Origin of the sequence: Streptomyces carminius, assembly GCF_002794255.1 — a bacterium.
Classification (GTDB): Bacteria; Actinomycetota; Actinomycetes; order Streptomycetales; family Streptomycetaceae; genus Streptomyces; species Streptomyces carminius.
In genome coordinates this window covers 302,054-316,055 of record NZ_PGGW01000011.1, presented here as the reverse complement: position 1 = coordinate 316,055, position 14,002 = coordinate 302,054, and the positions used below count along the sequence as shown (strand labels likewise).

Here is a 14,002-nt window from a genome sequence, read left to right as displayed (position 1 = left end):
CGTCACTTCCCGTCTCCGGCCGGGCGTACCGTAGCCGCGGGCTCATAGGCTGTTGCCATGATGGTCGCGCTCGCCCTGCTCGTCCTGGGCGCACTGCTCGCGGCAACGGCGCCGCGCGTACTGGCCCGCGCCTCCTGGCCCGACCGCGAGCCGGTGCTGGCCCTGTGGGCGTGGCAGTGCGTGGTGGTCGCCGTACTGCTGTGCTGTGTGCTCGCCATGTCCCTGTCCGCGGCGGCGGCCTGGCAGGCGGTGCGCGGGCATGTCTTCGCCCCCGCGCCCAGCCGGGTCGTCGAGGCGTACGGGCTGAGCATGTTCGGCGAGTCCTGGCCCGCGGTGGTGGCGGTGGTGCTCGCCTGCGGCGGCCTGTGGAGCGCCGCGATGCTCGCCCGGGAGATCCGTGCCGCGCGCGCCGGACGCCGCAGGCGGCGGGCCGAACTCCTCGCCCGCGCCCCGGTGCTGCCGGGTGAGGAGCCCGGCGCCGGGGAACGGCTGGTGGTGCTGGAGGGCGAGCGCCCGGACGCCTGGTGGCTGCCGGGGAGCACGCCCCGTCTGGTGGTCACCACCGCGGCGCTGCGGCGGCTGGGCGGGCGGCAACTGGACGCGGTCCTCGCCCACGAGCAGGGGCATCTGCGGGCCCGGCACGACTGGCTGCTGAACTGCTCGGCCGCCCTCGCGGCCGGCTTCTCCCGGGTGCCGGTCTTCCGGGCGTTCCGGGACCAGGTGCACCGGCTGGTGGAACTGGCGGCCGACGACGTGGCCTCGCGTCGCTGCGGCCGGCTGACCGTGGCCCTGGCGCTGGTCGGGCTGAACGAGGAACGCGGGGCCTTCGGCCCGTACGCCCCGCACCACGCCCAGGTGCCGCAGCGGGTCGACCGGCTGCTGGCGGCCGCGCCGCGGCTGTCGGTCCCGCGGCGGGTGCGGCTGACCGCGCTGGCCTCCCTGGTGCCGCTGGTCCCGCTGGTGGTGGCCTTCGTCCCCGGGCTGCGGGCCCTGGGTTAGCCCCGGCCGCGGAGGGGTAGACGGGTGACCACCCGCACGGCACGCCGGGTGGTCCGGAAGCCCCTGTCTCGGCGACGATCGGAACCATGGCCTCCCCCTCCCTCCGCTCCACCGCCCTGGTGTGCACCACGGTGTCCGCCGTCCTCGCGCTCCTCGTGGTGGGGGGCTGGGACCCGCTGCTGGCGTTCGACGCCCATGTCGCCTCCGAACTGCACCGCACGGCGCTCGCCGAGCCCGGCTGGACCCGGCTCAACCGCCTGCTGTCCGACTGGGTCTGGGACACCTGGACCATGCGGGCCCTGCTGGCCGCGGTGTGCCTGTGGCTGCTGCTGCGCGGCGCGGCCCGGCTGGCGGCCTGGGTCGCGGGCACCGGACTCGCCGGCGCCCTTCTCCAGCAGGCGCTGAAGGCGCTCTTCGACCGCGACCGGCCCCGGTGGGAACAGCCGGTGGACTCCGCCCAGTTCGCGGCGCTGCCCTCCGGGCACGCCATGACGGCGGCGCTCACCTGCGCACTGCTGCTGTGGCTGGTGCGGCTGCGCGGAGTCCGGCCCGGGGTGCGCCGGGCCGTGCTGTGGGGCTGTGCGGTCACCGTGGCGGGCGTGGGCTTCACCCGGGTCTACCTGGGGGTGCACTGGCCCACCGACGTCGTCACCGGCTGGCTGCTGGGCATCGCCGTGGCCGCGGCCTCGGCCGGGCTGTGGCGGCCCCGTGCCGTCCGGCGCGCCCGGCCGCGGGAGCCGCGGGAGTCCCGGCCGGGGTGATCCCCTCCCCCATGGCCGTCATGGGTGTGCTCTTCGACTTCTCCGAGCCCCGCCGCGACCGGTGCCGGCACGCCCGGGCCGAGTAGGGAGGGGGCCGGACGCGCAAGGGCCGGTCTCGGGCGATCCCCCGCGTCGCCCGAGACCGGCGTTCGCCCGGGCGGGGCCGACTCGCCGCCCGCCCGGGGGTCACTGAGTATATTGGCCAGCAGCCAGTCAACACAGGAGTTCTCAGGATGTCCCCTCGCAGCGCGTCGGTCAATGAGGAGATGCGCAGGCGTTCCCGGGAGAGGCTGCTGCAGGCGACGGTGGAGCTCGTCGACGAGCGGGGCTACGAGGCGACCACACTGGGGGACATCGCCGACCGTGCCGGGTCGGCGCGGGGGCTGGTGTCCTACTACTTCCCGGGCAAGCGGCAGCTGCTGCAGTCGGCCGTGCACCGGCTGATGCACCGCACCCTGGCCGAGGCGCTGGAGCGCGAACCGCGCCCGGCGGGCCCGGACGCCGGACGGGAGCTGCTGGCCCGCGCGGTCGACGCCGTCCTCGCTCTCGCCCGCGACCGGCCGACCCTGATGCGCACGCACATGGCGGGGATCCTGCAGCAGGAGGGGTTCGTCCGGTGCGAGGAGCAGCAGCGGCTGGCCGCGCTGCTGCGCGAGGTCGTCGTCCGCCACGGGTCGCGCGATCCGGACACCGACTACCCGCTGCTGCGCGCGCTGCTCATGGGCGCCGTCGTGGCCGTACTGCTGCCCGGGGCGCCGATGCCGCCGGCCCGGCTGCGCGCCGAGCTGTTCGGGCGGTACGGGCTGGACTGGGAACTGGGGTTCCCGCCGGACGTCCCGGAGCCCGGGCCGTCCGGCGGGAGCGGCACACCACCGCCGGACGGCCGGCGGTAGCGTGCCCGCGGTGGTGCGTCAGCGGTAGTCGGGCTGGGTCTGGGCGTTGAGCTCCCCCAGCCGGACGCGCTCGGCACCGGCGGTGCGCCGGTCCCGGATCTTCAGGACGTCGAAGCCCTTCTGGATGTCGTTCGAGTAGATGTGGCCGTTGTAGTAGTACGCCGACCAGGAGCCGCCGATGGCCTCGGGGTCGGCGAGCGGGCCCCGCTCGAAGTAGCCGATCTCCCTCGGCCGGGTGGAGTCGGTGAACTCCCAGACGGACACTCCGCCCTGGTACCAGGCCTGGACCATGATGTCGCGGCCCCTGACCGGGATCAGCGAGCCGTTGTGGGCGACGCAGTTCTCGGTGTCGGCCTGGTGCCGGGGGATCTTGAAGTAGCTCTTGAACACCAGCTCGCGCTGGTCGCCCCGGCCGGTGATGTGGTAGATGCCGTTGGCACCGCGCTTGTCGCCCACCTCGGCGTTGCAGGTGGCACCGGCGCCACCGCCGAGCTCGTCGGTGAAGACGACCTTCCTGCCGTTCTCGCTGAAGGTCGCCGAGTGCCAGAACGCGAAGTTCTCGTTGTCCTGGACCCGGTCGACGACCCGGGGCGCGGCGGGGTCGGAGACGTCCATCAGGATGCCGTCGCCCATGCAGGCGCCCGCGGCGAGCCTCAGCTTCGGGAAGACGGTGAGGTCGTGGCAGCCCGTGGTCGGCACCATGGCGCTCGGGTTCTCGGGCGGGCCCGGGTTGCCGCCGTCCGGGAAGAGGACGGGGAAGTCGACCACGGACGCCTTCTCCGGTGCCCTGCGCGGCACCTTGACGATGGAGATGCCGTCGTGCGGCGGCTTGCAGTCGGGGAAGGTCTCGTCCGGGAAGTAGGACGAGACGTAGACGTAGACGTTCTTGCGCTCGGGCATCAGCGTGTGGGTGTGCGAGCCGCAGGCGGTCTCGACGGAGGAGACGTAGCGCGGGTTCCGCTTGTCGCTGATGTCGAAGACCTTGATGCCCTCCCAGGAGCTCTTCTCCGTGGCCGGTTGCGCGGTACTGCTGCAGGAGTCGTCACTGCGCGAGGAGTCGGTGGAGAGGAAGAGCAGGTCACCGGAGACGGATATGTCGTTCTGCGAGCCGGGGCAGAGGACCTGGCTCACGATCCTCGGCGACTTCGGGCGGCTGATGTCGTAGACGGTGAAGCCGTCGTAGTTGCCCGCGAAGGCGTAACGGCCCTGGAAGGCCAGGTCGGTGTTGAAGCTCTTCAGGTCCCCCTTGGGCAGATTGGCCAGGTGGGAGATGTTCCTGCTGTGGACGATCTCGTCCACGGCGGGCGTCTTCCCGCTCCGGGCGGCGGTCCCGGCCGCCGTCCGGTCCTGCTCCGACGCCTTCCCCGACTTCGCCGGCGGTTCACCGGGGTCGGGGACGGCCGCCGCCGGTCCGGCGGCGAGGAGCGTGGCCAGCAGGCCGAATGCGGCCGCTGTCGCTCCGAGGCGTCTGCGCCGTGTGCTGTGTCCCGTCAACGACGTCACTGCGCTCCTCCGTCTCAGTTCCCTCTCAACCCGCGTTCCCCCGCTCCGAGTTGAACGGCCGCGGACCCGGGCAGTATGACCCTTCCCAGGTCCGTACCGACAGTGGGAAACGAACATGCTGCCGAAACGGCGGGCCGGAACACGTCCGTCCGTGCCAGGATCGGGGGACCGGCGTATCCCGTGTCGCAGGAGGAACGGTGACCGACCGTCACATGCCCCGGAGTTCCGGCCGTGCGCTCCCGGCCGCCCTGGCCGCCCTGGCCGTCCTGACGGGGCTGGCCGGCTGCGACGGCTCCGGGGAATCGGGGGACTCCGGAAGAACGGCACCCGGCGGGAGGCCTTCCGTGATCGCTCCCGGGAGGCCGGGAGAGGCCGCCGAGACGCTCTCCGCCGAGGAGGCCTCGAAGGCGGGCGAACGCGGCCGGGCCGAACCCAACGCGGCGGACTTCTCGTATGTCTCCAGGATGATCGAGCATCACGGGCAGGCGCTGGTGATGACCGAGCTGGCCGGTGAGCACGCCCGTTCCGGCGGGGTGCGCCGGCTCGCCGAGCGGATCGACGCGGCCCAGCGGCCGGAGATCTCGGTGATGCGCACCTGGCTCAAGCGCCACGGCGGCACGGAGGGCGGCGACACCCACGGCGAGCACGGCGGCCACGGCGAGCACGGCGGCGCGCCGATGCCGGGCATGGCCACCGAGGCGGAGCTGGCACGGTTGCGGACGGCACGCGGCGAGGACTTCGACCGGCTGTTCCTGGAGCTGATGATCGCCCACCACGAGGGTGCCGTCACGATGGCGAAGGACGCCGTGACCGAGGGCCGGGAGACCCAGGTCGAGGAGATGGCCGGCGAGGTGGCCGTCCAGCAGACCGCCGAGATCGGCCGGATGCGCGCACTGCTGCGGGGGCTCTGACCGCCGGGACGGGGGTTCCGCCCCGGCCGGCTCGCCTTCCCCCGAGTCCCTCCGCACCCCTGCGACGGCCGTTCGTCATCAACCGGACGCCGCCGACAGCCGACCGGCCCGCTCCACGGGAGAAGAGGGCCTTCCGGCGCCCCGCGCGGCGCCGATCGTCCGGAAGACCGGGCTTCCGTACGGCCCCCTGGTCACGCCCGGTGGCGTTCCCGCGCCCGCTCACCGGCCCCGGCGGGGCCGGAGCCTCCGCGCCCGGCTCACCCGCCGGTCCGGTCCGCCTGCCGGGCCGCCGCGGTGAGCACGCTCTCCAGCAGGCCCGGGAAGAGCAGGTCCAGGTCACCGCGGCGCAGGGCGCTCACCTTCGCGGTGCCCCGGTAGCACTGGCGGATCACCCCGCTCTCGCGCAGCACCCGGAAGTGGTGGGTGGTCGTGGACTTGCTGACCGGCACCTCGAAGACCGAGCAGGCCAGTTCCTCCTCCGTCGCCGCCATCGTACGGACGATCTGGAGGCGTACGGGGTCGGAGAGGGCGTGCAGGACGCCCTCCAGCCGGATCTCACCGGGGGCCGGATGGTCCAGTTCCCGGGCGGCGGGCGGGTTCGGGGAGCGGGGCGTCACGGCTCCATAGTACGAGAACTCTCGTAGTTTGACATCCACCGTAATACGACGTCTATCGTATGAACGCCGACCGGCCGAGACCACCGATCCCTGAGGAGCCTGCCGTGAGCGCTCTCTTCGAGCCCTTCAGCCTGCGGTCGCTGACCGTGCCCAACCGTGTCTGGATGTCCCCGATGTGCCAGTACTCCGCCCAGCCCACCGGTCCGGAGGCGGGCACGGCCGGCGACTGGCACTTCGCCCACTACGCGGCCCGGGCGGTCGGCGGGGCGGGGCTGATCCTGGTGGAGGCCACCGCCGTCTCCCCCGAGGGCCGCATCACCCCCGGCGACCTGGGCGTCTGGAACGACCGGCAGACGGCGGCACTGCGGCGGATCACCGGCTTCCTGAAGGAGCGGGGCACCACGGCGGGCATCCAGCTCGCCCACGCCGGGCGCAAGGCGTCCACCGACGCCCCCTGGCGCGGCGGCGGGCCGCTGGGTGCCGGGCAGGGCGGCTGGCGCCCCCTCGCACCGAGCGAGGTGCCCTTCGCCGAGGGGCACCCGGTCCCCCTGGAGCTGTCGGAGGAGCGGCTGGAGGAGGTGGTGGGGCAGTTCGCCGACGCCGCGCGCCGGGCGCTGGCCGCCGGTTTCGAGGTCGCCGAGGTCCACGGCGCGCACGGCTATCTGCTCCACGAGTTCCTCTCCCCGCTCGCCAACCGGCGCACCGACGCCTACGGCGGGAGCTTCGAGAACCGCGTCCGCTTCCCGCTGCGGGTGGTGGCCGCCGTCCGCGAGGTGTGGCCCGAGGAGCTGCCGCTGTTCTTCCGTGTCTCGGCCACCGACTGGCTGGCGGACGGCTGGAGCGCCGACGAGACCGTACGGCTCGCCGCCCTGCTGCGGGAGCACGGCGTGGACCTGCTGGACGTCTCCACCGGCGGTGTCGCGCCCGGGGCGCGCATCCCGTCCGGGCCGGGCTACCAGGTGCCCTTCGCCGCACGGGTGCGGGCGGAGACCGGACTGCCGGTGGCGGCGGTCGGTCTGATCACCGAGCCGGAGCAGGCCGACAAGATCGTCGCGAACGGCGAGGCGGACGCGGTGCTGCTGGGCCGGGAGCTGCTGCGCGACCCGTACTGGCCGCACCGCGCGGCGCGGACGCCGGGCACGGCACCGGCCCGGCTGCCGGACCAGTACGCCTGGGCGCTCTGACCTCCCGCCCCGGTCTCCCGCGGCGGACCGGAGCACCTCCGGGGCCCGCTCGCCACCGGCCGGTGTCAGTGCCGGGGTGCAGACTGACGCCCCGACAGACAACGGCGTCCCGGAGGTAGTGGCATGACCGACGTACTGCTCGCGGTGGGCACGCGCAAGGGACTGTTCCTGGCCCGCCGGCGCGGTGGCGACTGGGAGTTCGGCGATCCGCTCTTCACCGCGCAGGCGGTCTACTCCGTCGCGATCGACACCCGGGGGCCGGCGCCCCGGCTGCTGGCCGGGGCCGACAGCGCCCACTGGGGTCCGTCGGTCCTCCACTCCGACGATCTGGGGGCCACCTGGCACGAGCCGAAGCGGCCCGCGATCCGGTTCGGTGCGGACACCGGCGCCTCACTGGAGCGCGTCTGGCAGCTCCGGCCCGCCGGCCGCGGCGCGCCCGGTGTGGTGTACGCGGGGACGGAGCCGGGGGCGCTGTTCCGCTCGGAGGACGGCGGGGAGACCTTCGAACTGGTCCGCGGGCTGTGGGAGCACCCCACCCGGGAGAAGTGGCAGCCGGGCGGCGGCGGGCTGGGGCTGCACACGATCCTGACCGATCCGCGCGACGAGGACTCGCTCACGGTGGCCGTCTCCGCCGGCGGCGTCTACCGCTCCGGGGACGGCGGGAGGAGCTGGACACCGTCCAACACCGGGGTGGAGGCCGTGTTCCTGCCGGACCCGTTCCCGGAGTTCGGGCAGTGCGTGCACAAGATCGCCCGGGACGCGGCCGATCCGGACCGGCTGTACCTGCAGAACCACTGGGGTGTGTACCGCAGCGACGACGCGGGCGCTACCTGGTCCCCGATCGCCGGCGGGCTGCCCTCCACCTTCGGCTTCCCCGTCGCCGCGCACCCCCGGCGCGGCGGGGTGGCGTACCTGTTCCCGCTCAACGCCGACAGCGACCGGGTGCCGGCCGGGCGGCGCTGCCGGGTGTACCGCACCGAGGACGCGGGCGCGAGCTGGCACCCCCTCTCCGCCGGGCTGCCGGGGACGGACCACCACGGGCCGGTGCTGCGGGACGCCCTGTGCACGGACGACGCCGACCCGGCGGGGGTCTACTTCGGCAACCGCAACGGCGAGGTGTTCGCCAGTGCCGACGAGGGCGACACCTGGCGCCGGCTGGCCGCCCAGCTGCCCGACGTGCTGTGCGTACGGGCGGCGGTCCTGGGCTGAACGGTGGCGGGCCGGCCGGACAGGACCGGCCGGCCCGCCGGGGCCCGGCTGACGGGCCGTCGGATGATCGGCGGACCGGGCGGTGAGCGGCGCGCCGAGCCAGTAGAGTGACCGCCCGTGGCAGCACGAACAGCACGACCCCTGAACGAGATCGTGGAAGCGGGCTGGGCCGGGGCGCTGGAGCCCGTGGCCGGACGTATCGCCGCGATGGGCGACTTCCTGCGCGCGGAGATCGCCGCGGGACGCACCTACCTGCCGGCCGGACCGAACGTGCTGCGGGCCTTCCAGCAGCCCTTCGACGACGTCCGGGTCCTCATCGTGGGCCAGGACCCCTATCCCACCCCGGGGCACGCCATCGGTCTGAGCTTCGCGGTGGCCCCCGAGGTGCACCCGCTGCCCGGCAGCCTGGAGAACATCTTCCGGGAGCTGCGGAGCGACCTCGGGCTGCCCCGCCCCTCCAGCGGTGACCTCACGCCGTGGACGGAGCAGGGGGTGCTGCTGCTCAACAGGGCGCTGACCACCGCGCCGCGCAGGCCCGCCGCGCACCGGGGCAAGGGCTGGGAGGAGGTCACCGAGCAGGCGATCCGGGCCCTGGTGGAGCGCGGCAAGCCGCTGGTGGCCGTCCTGTGGGGGCGGGACGCGCGGAACCTGCGTCCGCTGCTGGGGCCGTTCCCGGCGGTGGAGTCGGCGCACCCCTCCCCCATGTCGGCGGACCGCGGGTTCTTCGGCTCACGTCCGTTCAGCCGGGCCAACGAGCTGCTGGCCCGGCAGGGCGCGGAGCCGGTGGACTGGCGCCTGCCGTGACCCGGTGGGTCCTGGGGGTCGACTCGGGCGGCTCCGGGCTGCGCCTCGCCCTGGCCCGGTCCGGTGACGGCACCGGTGACGGCACGACCGGCGGGGACGGCGGCGGTACGGCGCCGGTGCCGGCGGGCACCGACACGGTGGACGAGCCGGTGCGCACCGGCTCCGCGGGCATCGACCCGCACCACCTGCTGGAGCTGGTGCTGCCGCGGGCCCGGAACCTGCTGACGGCCGCGGCGGGACGGGACGGCGGGACCGGGACGGTGATCGACGCCGTGTGCGTGGGCGCGGCGGGCATGGCGACGCTCGGCGGCGGGCTGCGGGCCGTACTGCCCGAGGCGTTCGCCGGGGAGTTCGGCACCCGGCGCACGGCACTGGCCGCCGACGCCGTGACCGCGTACGCCGGGGCACTGGGCGAACGGCCCGGCGCGGTGGTCGCCGCGGGCACCGGGATGGTCGCCACCGGCACCGACCTGCGCACCTGGCGGCGGGCCGACGGCTGGGGCCACCTGCTGGGCGACTGCGGCGGCGGTGCCTGGATCGGCCGGGCCGGTCTGGAGGCCGCGCTGCGCGCCCACGACGGGCGGCCGGGCGGCTCGGCCGCCCTGCTCGCCCGGGCCGAAGCCGTCTTCGGCCCGGTGACCGCGCTGCCGGGGAAGCTGTATCCGCGCACCGACCGCCCGGCCGTACTGGCCTCGTTCGCGCCCGAGGTGGCCCGGCTCGCCGGGGAGGACCCGGTCGCGGCGCGCGTGCTGGACGAGGCCGCCGCCGAGATCGCCATGAGCGCCGCCGCCGTCTGCCCGGCGGCCGGCGACCCCGCGGCCGGCGGCCGCGTCGCCCTGACCGGGGGCCTGCTGCGGCTCGGTGAGCCGCTCCTCGCCCCGCTCCGCCGGGAGCTGGCGGCCCGGCTGCCGCGGGTCCGGACCGTGCCCGCGGCGGGCGGGCCGCTGGCCGGGGCGCTGCTCGTCGCCGGCCGGCTGTCCCGGGGCGCACTGCGGCTGCCCACCGGTCCGGGACTTCTCGGTGTAGTGCACACCGGGTGAGCAATGTGACCGGTACACCCCGGTCCGTGACCACGACTCGCGGGAGGAAGGCGGACAGAACGGAAATGCCGCGCCCCGCCCGAACAGCCGGACCCCGCAAGGCATTAGCATGCGGCGCCATGAGCACCCCCACTGGGCCCGCGAATGGCCTGCCTGTACGAATGCCGCGTCCCCGCCAGCCCGGACGGCACCGCCGGCCGGAGCCCGTCGTCGCGCCCGAGGGTGCGCCCGCGCTGGTACTGGCCGTCCCCGGGGTGCCCTCCGGCACCACCCGCGGCCTCGCCGAGGAGGTCGTGAGCATAGCCCGCTCCGAACTGCCCGGACTGGACGCCCGCATCGGCTATGTGGACGGTGACGACGAGGAGTTCCCCGCGCTGCGGAGCGTGCTGGCCCGGACGGCCGACGAGCACTCCGCCCGTGTCTCCGCCGCCGCGGCGCGGACGGCCGACGAGGAGGGCGCCTCGGAGGAGAACGCCGAACAGCCCCCGCGGCCCCGGCTCCAGGACGCCCCGCCCGCCGTCGTCGTCCCCCTGCTGGCCGGTCCGGACAGCGCGCAGCTGCGCCGCATACGCCAGGCCGTGCTCGCCGGCGGCTCCGGTGCCGAGCTGACCGATGTGCTCGGTCCGCACCCGCTGCTCGCCGAGGGCGTCCACGTACGGCTGTCGGAGGCCGGACTGGCCCGGGCCGACCGCGCCCGGCTGTTCACCGTGGCGACCGCCGCGGACGGCATCATCCTGGCCGCCATGGGCGGCGAGGAGGCGGTGCAGGCGGCCGGGATCACCGGCATGCTGCTGGCCGCCCGGCTGGCGGTGCCGGTGCTGGCCGCCGGTCTGGACGAGGACGGCTCCGTCACACGGGCCGCCGCACAGCTGCGCGAGGCCGGTGCCCAGCAGTTGGCGCTGGCGCCCTGTCTGATCGGCCCCGAGGTCCCCGAGGGCCTGCTGGAGTCCGCGTCGAAGGAGGCGGACTGCCCCGTCGCGGAGCCGCTGGGCTCCTACACCGCGGTGGGCAGGCTGGTCGCCTCCACCTACGCCGCCAAGCTGGGTATCCCCCAGCGCCCGCAGCAGGGGACGCCGGCCGGCTGACCGCGGTCAGCGCCGCCCGCCCGCCGGGCCCGTGCCGGACTCCGTCCGCCCGTCGGCCCCGGTGGGCCCCGGGGCCCCGGGACTCCGGCCGGCCCGTCAGCCGAAGACGACGCAGGTGGCGGCGGGTACCCCGACCGAGCCCGCCCGGTGCGGCACACCGGTGTCCGGGTCGAGGTCGAACCAGGTCACGTCGCCCGAACGCTCGTTGGCGGCGTAGAGCCTGCGTCCGGCCGGGTCGAGGGCGAGGTCGCGCGGCCAGTGCCCCCCGCACGGGACGGTCGTGACCGGTTCCATGCCCTCGCCGTCCGGGTCCAGGGCGAGCACGGCGATGCTGTCGTGTCCGCGGTTGGCGGCCCAGGCCCACCGGCCGTCGGCGGAGACCACCAGCTCCGAGGGGTAGTTCTCCTTCGCCCCTCCCCCGGTGCCCCCGGCGTCCCCCGGCAGGGTGCCGACCGTCCCGGCCGGCTCCAGGGTGCCGGTGTCCCGGTCCCAGCGGCAGCAGGTCACGGTGGAGTCCAGCTCGTTGATCACATAGGCCCGGTCGCCGCGCGGGTGGAAGGCCAGATGCCGCGGCCCGCTGCCGGGCCGCAGCGGTGTCCGGGCGTGGTGGCGCGGAGCGGCCCCGGCGTGGTCGAGCCGGTAGACCCACACCGCGTCGGCACCGAGGTCGACCGCCAGCAGCCAGCGCCAGGATGCGTCGGCCACCACCGCGTGGGCGTGCGGCCCCTCCTGCCTCTCCCGTACCGGACCGGAGCCCTCGTGCGGCAGTACGGCCGGCCGTGCCCCGAGGGTGCCGTCGGGGCGCAGCGGCAGGCAGCTGATGCTGCCGGAGGTGTAGTTGGCGGTGATCAGCTGTCCGGCCGCGCAGGTCAGATGGGTGGGACCGGCCCCCTCGACGGACACCGCGGGGCCGGCCGGGGCCGGCCGGTCGGGGTCGGCCAGGGAGAGCGCGACGGCATGGCCGTCCTCGGTCTCGCTGACCGCGTAGAGCATGCCCGCGCCCGGTCCGAGCGCGAGGTAGGAGGGGTCGGCCACCGCGTCGGTGTGCCCAGTCACGGTCAGTGCGCCGGTGTCCGGGTCGACGGCGGCCGTGGTGATGCCGCGTCCCCCCGCCGAGGTGTAGGACCCCAGGTACGCCCGCCGCCCGCTGTCCGTTCCGCTCACCGCTCCACCCTCCGTGCTGTGCTGTGCTGCGCCGTGTCGTGCCCGGCGATCAGTTCCCGGGCGACCGTAGCACCCGGCCCCGGATCGCTGGGAGCGCTTCCATCCTCTCGGCGGGGCGCCGCACGGGCGCCCCGCCGGGAGGATCCGGGCGGCCGTTCCGGGCCGTCAGGCCAGGAAGGACAGCCGCACCCGGCGTTCGGGGTTGTCCCCGTTGGTGTCCACCAGGCAGACCGACTGCCAGGTGCCCAGCTCCAGCCGGCCGCCGACCACCGGCAGGGTGGCGTGCGGCGGGACGAGGGCGGGCAGGACGTGGTCGCGGCCGTGCCCGGGACTGCCGTGCCGGTGGCGCCAGCGGTCGTCGGCGGGCAGCAGGTCGCGCAGCGCGGCGAGCAGGTCCTCGTCGCTGCCGGCGCCGGTCTCGAGGACGGCCACACCGGCGGTGGCGTGCGGCACGAAGACGTTGAGCAGGCCGTCGCGGCCGTCGGCCACCTCGGCGAGGAACCTCTCGCAGTCACGGGTGAGGTCGGCGACGGTCTCGTGCGAACCGGTGGTCACCCGGAGGACTCGGGTCGTGAAGCGATCGCTCATGTGTCCATCCTGACGCCTCGTGGTCCGCCGCCGTGCACCGTCCCACCGGTTTCCGGGCGACCGGGCGGGAAGTTCCGGACCGCCCCGGTGGTTGGCCCGGACATGAAGTTCTCGGAGCCCGGACACGAGGTCGAGGTCGTGGTCGTCGGCGCCGGGCAGGCGGGCCTGTCCGGCGCGTACCACCTGCGGCGGGCCGGCTGGGAGCCCGGCCGGGACTTCGTCGTCCTGGACGGCTCCCCGCATCCCGGCGGGGCCTGGCAGTTCCGCTGGCCCACCCTCACCTACGGCCGGGTGCACGCCATGAACGCGCTGCCGGGCATGGCGCTGACCGGTGCCGATCCCGAACGCCCGTCCGCCGAGGTGATCGGGGAGTACTTCGCCGCCTACGAGCGCGCCTTCGGCCTGCGGGTGCGGCGCCCGGTACGGGTGCGCGCGGTGCGCGAGGCCGGGAACGGGCGGCTGCGGGTGGAGACCGACGCGGGCGTGTGGACCGCCCGGGCGCTGATCAACGCCACCGGCACCTGGGAGCGGCCGTTCTGGCCCCGGGTGCCGGGCCAGGAGGCTTTCACGGGCCGCCAGTTGCACACCTCCCGGTACCGCGGGCCGGAGTCCTTCGCGGGCGAACGGGTGGTCGTCGTGGGCGGCGGCACCTCCGCCGTCCAGCACCTGCTGGAGATCTCGCGGGTGGCCGCCGCGACCACCTGGGTGACCCGCCGGGAACCGGTCTTCACCGACGGCCCGTTCGACGAGGAGCAGGGCCGCGCCGCAGTCGCCCTGGTGGCGGAGCGGGTGCGGGACGGGCTGCCCCCGCGCAGCGTGGTCTCCGTGACGGGTCTGCCCCTGACCGAGGAGATGCGGCGCGCCCGGGAGAGCGGGGTGCTGCGGCGGCTGCCGATGTTCGACCGGATCACGCCGGGGGGCGTGGTGTGGGACGACGGCCGCGCGGTGGCGGCCGACAGCATCGTGTGGGCCACCGGCTTCCGCGCCGCGCTCGGTCATCTGGCGCCGCTGGGGCTGCGCGAGGCGGGCGGCGGCATCCGGTTGGAGGGCACCCGGGTGGTCCGTGATCCACGGATCCACCTGGTCGGTTACGGCCCCTCGGCGAGCACCGTCGGCGCCAACCGGGCCGGCCGGGCCGCGGTCCGCGGCCTCCGCGCGCTGCTGTCGTCCGGGAGCGTCCGCGGACCGGCACCGACGCCGGAGGAGGCGGCGGAGGCGGCCTGAGACACGTACGCCCGGTGCGC

Annotated in this window: 14 protein-coding genes; 10 read left to right on the top strand and 4 right to left on the bottom strand. The window is 75.4% G+C overall.

Annotated features, from left to right (window positions below; all coding sequences use genetic code 11):
- The first annotated feature begins 57 nt into the window (after positions 1-57).
- From CUT44_RS04440 to CUT44_RS04430, 3 genes are all read left to right on the top strand, one after another.
- The gene (locus CUT44_RS04440; RefSeq protein WP_100200783.1) at positions 58-999 is read left to right on the top strand and encodes a M56 family metallopeptidase; all 942 of its coding nucleotides are present in this window, start codon (positions 58-60) and stop codon (positions 997-999) included.
- Between the two features lie 86 nt (positions 1,000-1,085).
- Positions 1,086-1,760, top strand: a complete 675-nt coding sequence (locus tag CUT44_RS04435) for a phosphatase PAP2 family protein (protein WP_100200782.1) — start codon at positions 1,086-1,088, stop codon at positions 1,758-1,760.
- 233 nt (positions 1,761-1,993) lie between these two features.
- Positions 1,994-2,653 carry a TetR/AcrR family transcriptional regulator gene (locus CUT44_RS04430; protein WP_100200781.1) on the top strand — a complete coding sequence of 220 codons (660 nt, stop codon included), beginning with the start codon at positions 1,994-1,996 and terminating at the stop codon, positions 2,651-2,653.
- A gap of 18 nt (positions 2,654-2,671) precedes the next feature.
- Here CUT44_RS04430 and CUT44_RS04425 read toward each other — a convergent pair whose 3' ends face one another.
- A complete protein-coding gene (locus tag CUT44_RS04425) occupies positions 2,672-4,156 on the bottom strand; it encodes an LVIVD repeat-containing protein (protein ID WP_100200780.1) in 1,485 nt (494 codons plus the stop codon).
- Positions 4,157-4,353: 197 nt separating this feature from the next.
- Here CUT44_RS04425 and CUT44_RS04420 point away from each other — a divergent pair, with 197 nt between their 5' ends.
- Positions 4,354-5,067, top strand: coding sequence for a DUF305 domain-containing protein (locus CUT44_RS04420; RefSeq protein WP_100200779.1), 714 nt, complete (start codon positions 4,354-4,356; stop codon positions 5,065-5,067).
- 257 nt (positions 5,068-5,324) lie between these two features.
- Here CUT44_RS04420 and CUT44_RS04415 read toward each other — a convergent pair whose 3' ends face one another.
- Positions 5,325-5,684: an ArsR/SmtB family transcription factor gene (locus CUT44_RS04415; protein ID WP_100200778.1), complete on the bottom strand. Its 360-nt coding sequence runs from the start codon at positions 5,682-5,684 to the stop codon at positions 5,325-5,327.
- A gap of 104 nt (positions 5,685-5,788) precedes the next feature.
- On the opposite strand from CUT44_RS04415, the gene CUT44_RS04410 reads away from it, so the two are divergent.
- From CUT44_RS04410 to CUT44_RS04390, 5 genes are all read left to right on the top strand, one after another.
- Entirely contained in the window at positions 5,789-6,868 is a 1,080-nt protein-coding gene (locus CUT44_RS04410) for an NADH:flavin oxidoreductase/NADH oxidase (protein ID WP_100200777.1), read from the top strand.
- A 123-nt stretch (positions 6,869-6,991) separates the two neighbouring features.
- The gene (locus tag CUT44_RS04405; protein WP_100200776.1) at positions 6,992-8,077 is read left to right on the top strand and encodes a WD40/YVTN/BNR-like repeat-containing protein; all 1,086 of its coding nucleotides are present in this window, start codon (positions 6,992-6,994) and stop codon (positions 8,075-8,077) included.
- Between the two features lie 117 nt (positions 8,078-8,194).
- Positions 8,195-8,881, top strand: coding sequence for a uracil-DNA glycosylase (locus CUT44_RS04400; RefSeq protein ID WP_332888249.1), 687 nt, complete (start codon positions 8,195-8,197; stop codon positions 8,879-8,881).
- On the top strand, positions 8,878-9,921 hold the full coding sequence (locus CUT44_RS04395; protein WP_233221212.1) for an N-acetylglucosamine kinase: 1,044 nt from the start codon (positions 8,878-8,880) through the stop codon (positions 9,919-9,921). The genes CUT44_RS04400 and CUT44_RS04395 overlap by 4 nt, the downstream gene beginning before the upstream one ends.
- A 119-nt stretch (positions 9,922-10,040) precedes the next feature.
- Positions 10,041-11,006, top strand: coding sequence for a sirohydrochlorin chelatase (locus CUT44_RS04390; protein ID WP_100200775.1), 966 nt, complete (start codon positions 10,041-10,043; stop codon positions 11,004-11,006).
- Between the two features lie 96 nt (positions 11,007-11,102).
- Here CUT44_RS04390 and CUT44_RS04385 read toward each other — a convergent pair whose 3' ends face one another.
- Positions 11,103-12,170 carry a lactonase family protein gene (locus tag CUT44_RS04385; RefSeq protein ID WP_100200774.1) on the bottom strand — a complete coding sequence of 356 codons (1,068 nt, stop codon included), beginning with the start codon at positions 12,168-12,170 and terminating at the stop codon, positions 11,103-11,105.
- 165 nt (positions 12,171-12,335) lie between these two features.
- Positions 12,336-12,758 carry a YjbQ family protein gene (locus tag CUT44_RS04380; RefSeq protein ID WP_100200773.1) on the bottom strand — a complete coding sequence of 141 codons (423 nt, stop codon included), beginning with the start codon at positions 12,756-12,758 and terminating at the stop codon, positions 12,336-12,338.
- Positions 12,759-12,860: 102 nt separating this feature from the next.
- Here CUT44_RS04380 and CUT44_RS04375 point away from each other — a divergent pair, with 102 nt between their 5' ends.
- A complete protein-coding gene (locus CUT44_RS04375) occupies positions 12,861-13,982 on the top strand; it encodes an NAD(P)-binding domain-containing protein (RefSeq protein WP_100200772.1) in 1,122 nt (373 codons plus the stop codon).
- Positions 13,983-14,002 lie beyond the last annotated feature (20 nt).

Bases quoted from the DNA above. Each gene is read 5' to 3' on its own strand.
- CUT44_RS04430 (WP_100200781.1), top strand. From the start codon at position 1,994: ATGTCCCCTCGCAGCGCGTCGGTCAATGAGGAGATGCGCAGGCGTTCC.
- CUT44_RS04375 (WP_100200772.1), top strand. From the start codon at position 12,861: ATGAAGTTCTCGGAGCCCGGACACGAGGTCGAGGTCGTGGTCGTCGGC.
- CUT44_RS04390 (WP_100200775.1), top strand. From the start codon at position 10,041: ATGAGCACCCCCACTGGGCCCGCGAATGGCCTGCCTGTACGAATGCCG.
- CUT44_RS04435 (WP_100200782.1), top strand. From the start codon at position 1,086: ATGGCCTCCCCCTCCCTCCGCTCCACCGCCCTGGTGTGCACCACGGTG.
- CUT44_RS04380 (WP_100200773.1), bottom strand. From the start codon at position 12,758: ATGAGCGATCGCTTCACGACCCGAGTCCTCCGGGTGACCACCGGTTCG.
- CUT44_RS04405 (WP_100200776.1), top strand. From the start codon at position 6,992: ATGACCGACGTACTGCTCGCGGTGGGCACGCGCAAGGGACTGTTCCTG.
- CUT44_RS04440 (WP_100200783.1), top strand. From the start codon at position 58: ATGATGGTCGCGCTCGCCCTGCTCGTCCTGGGCGCACTGCTCGCGGCA.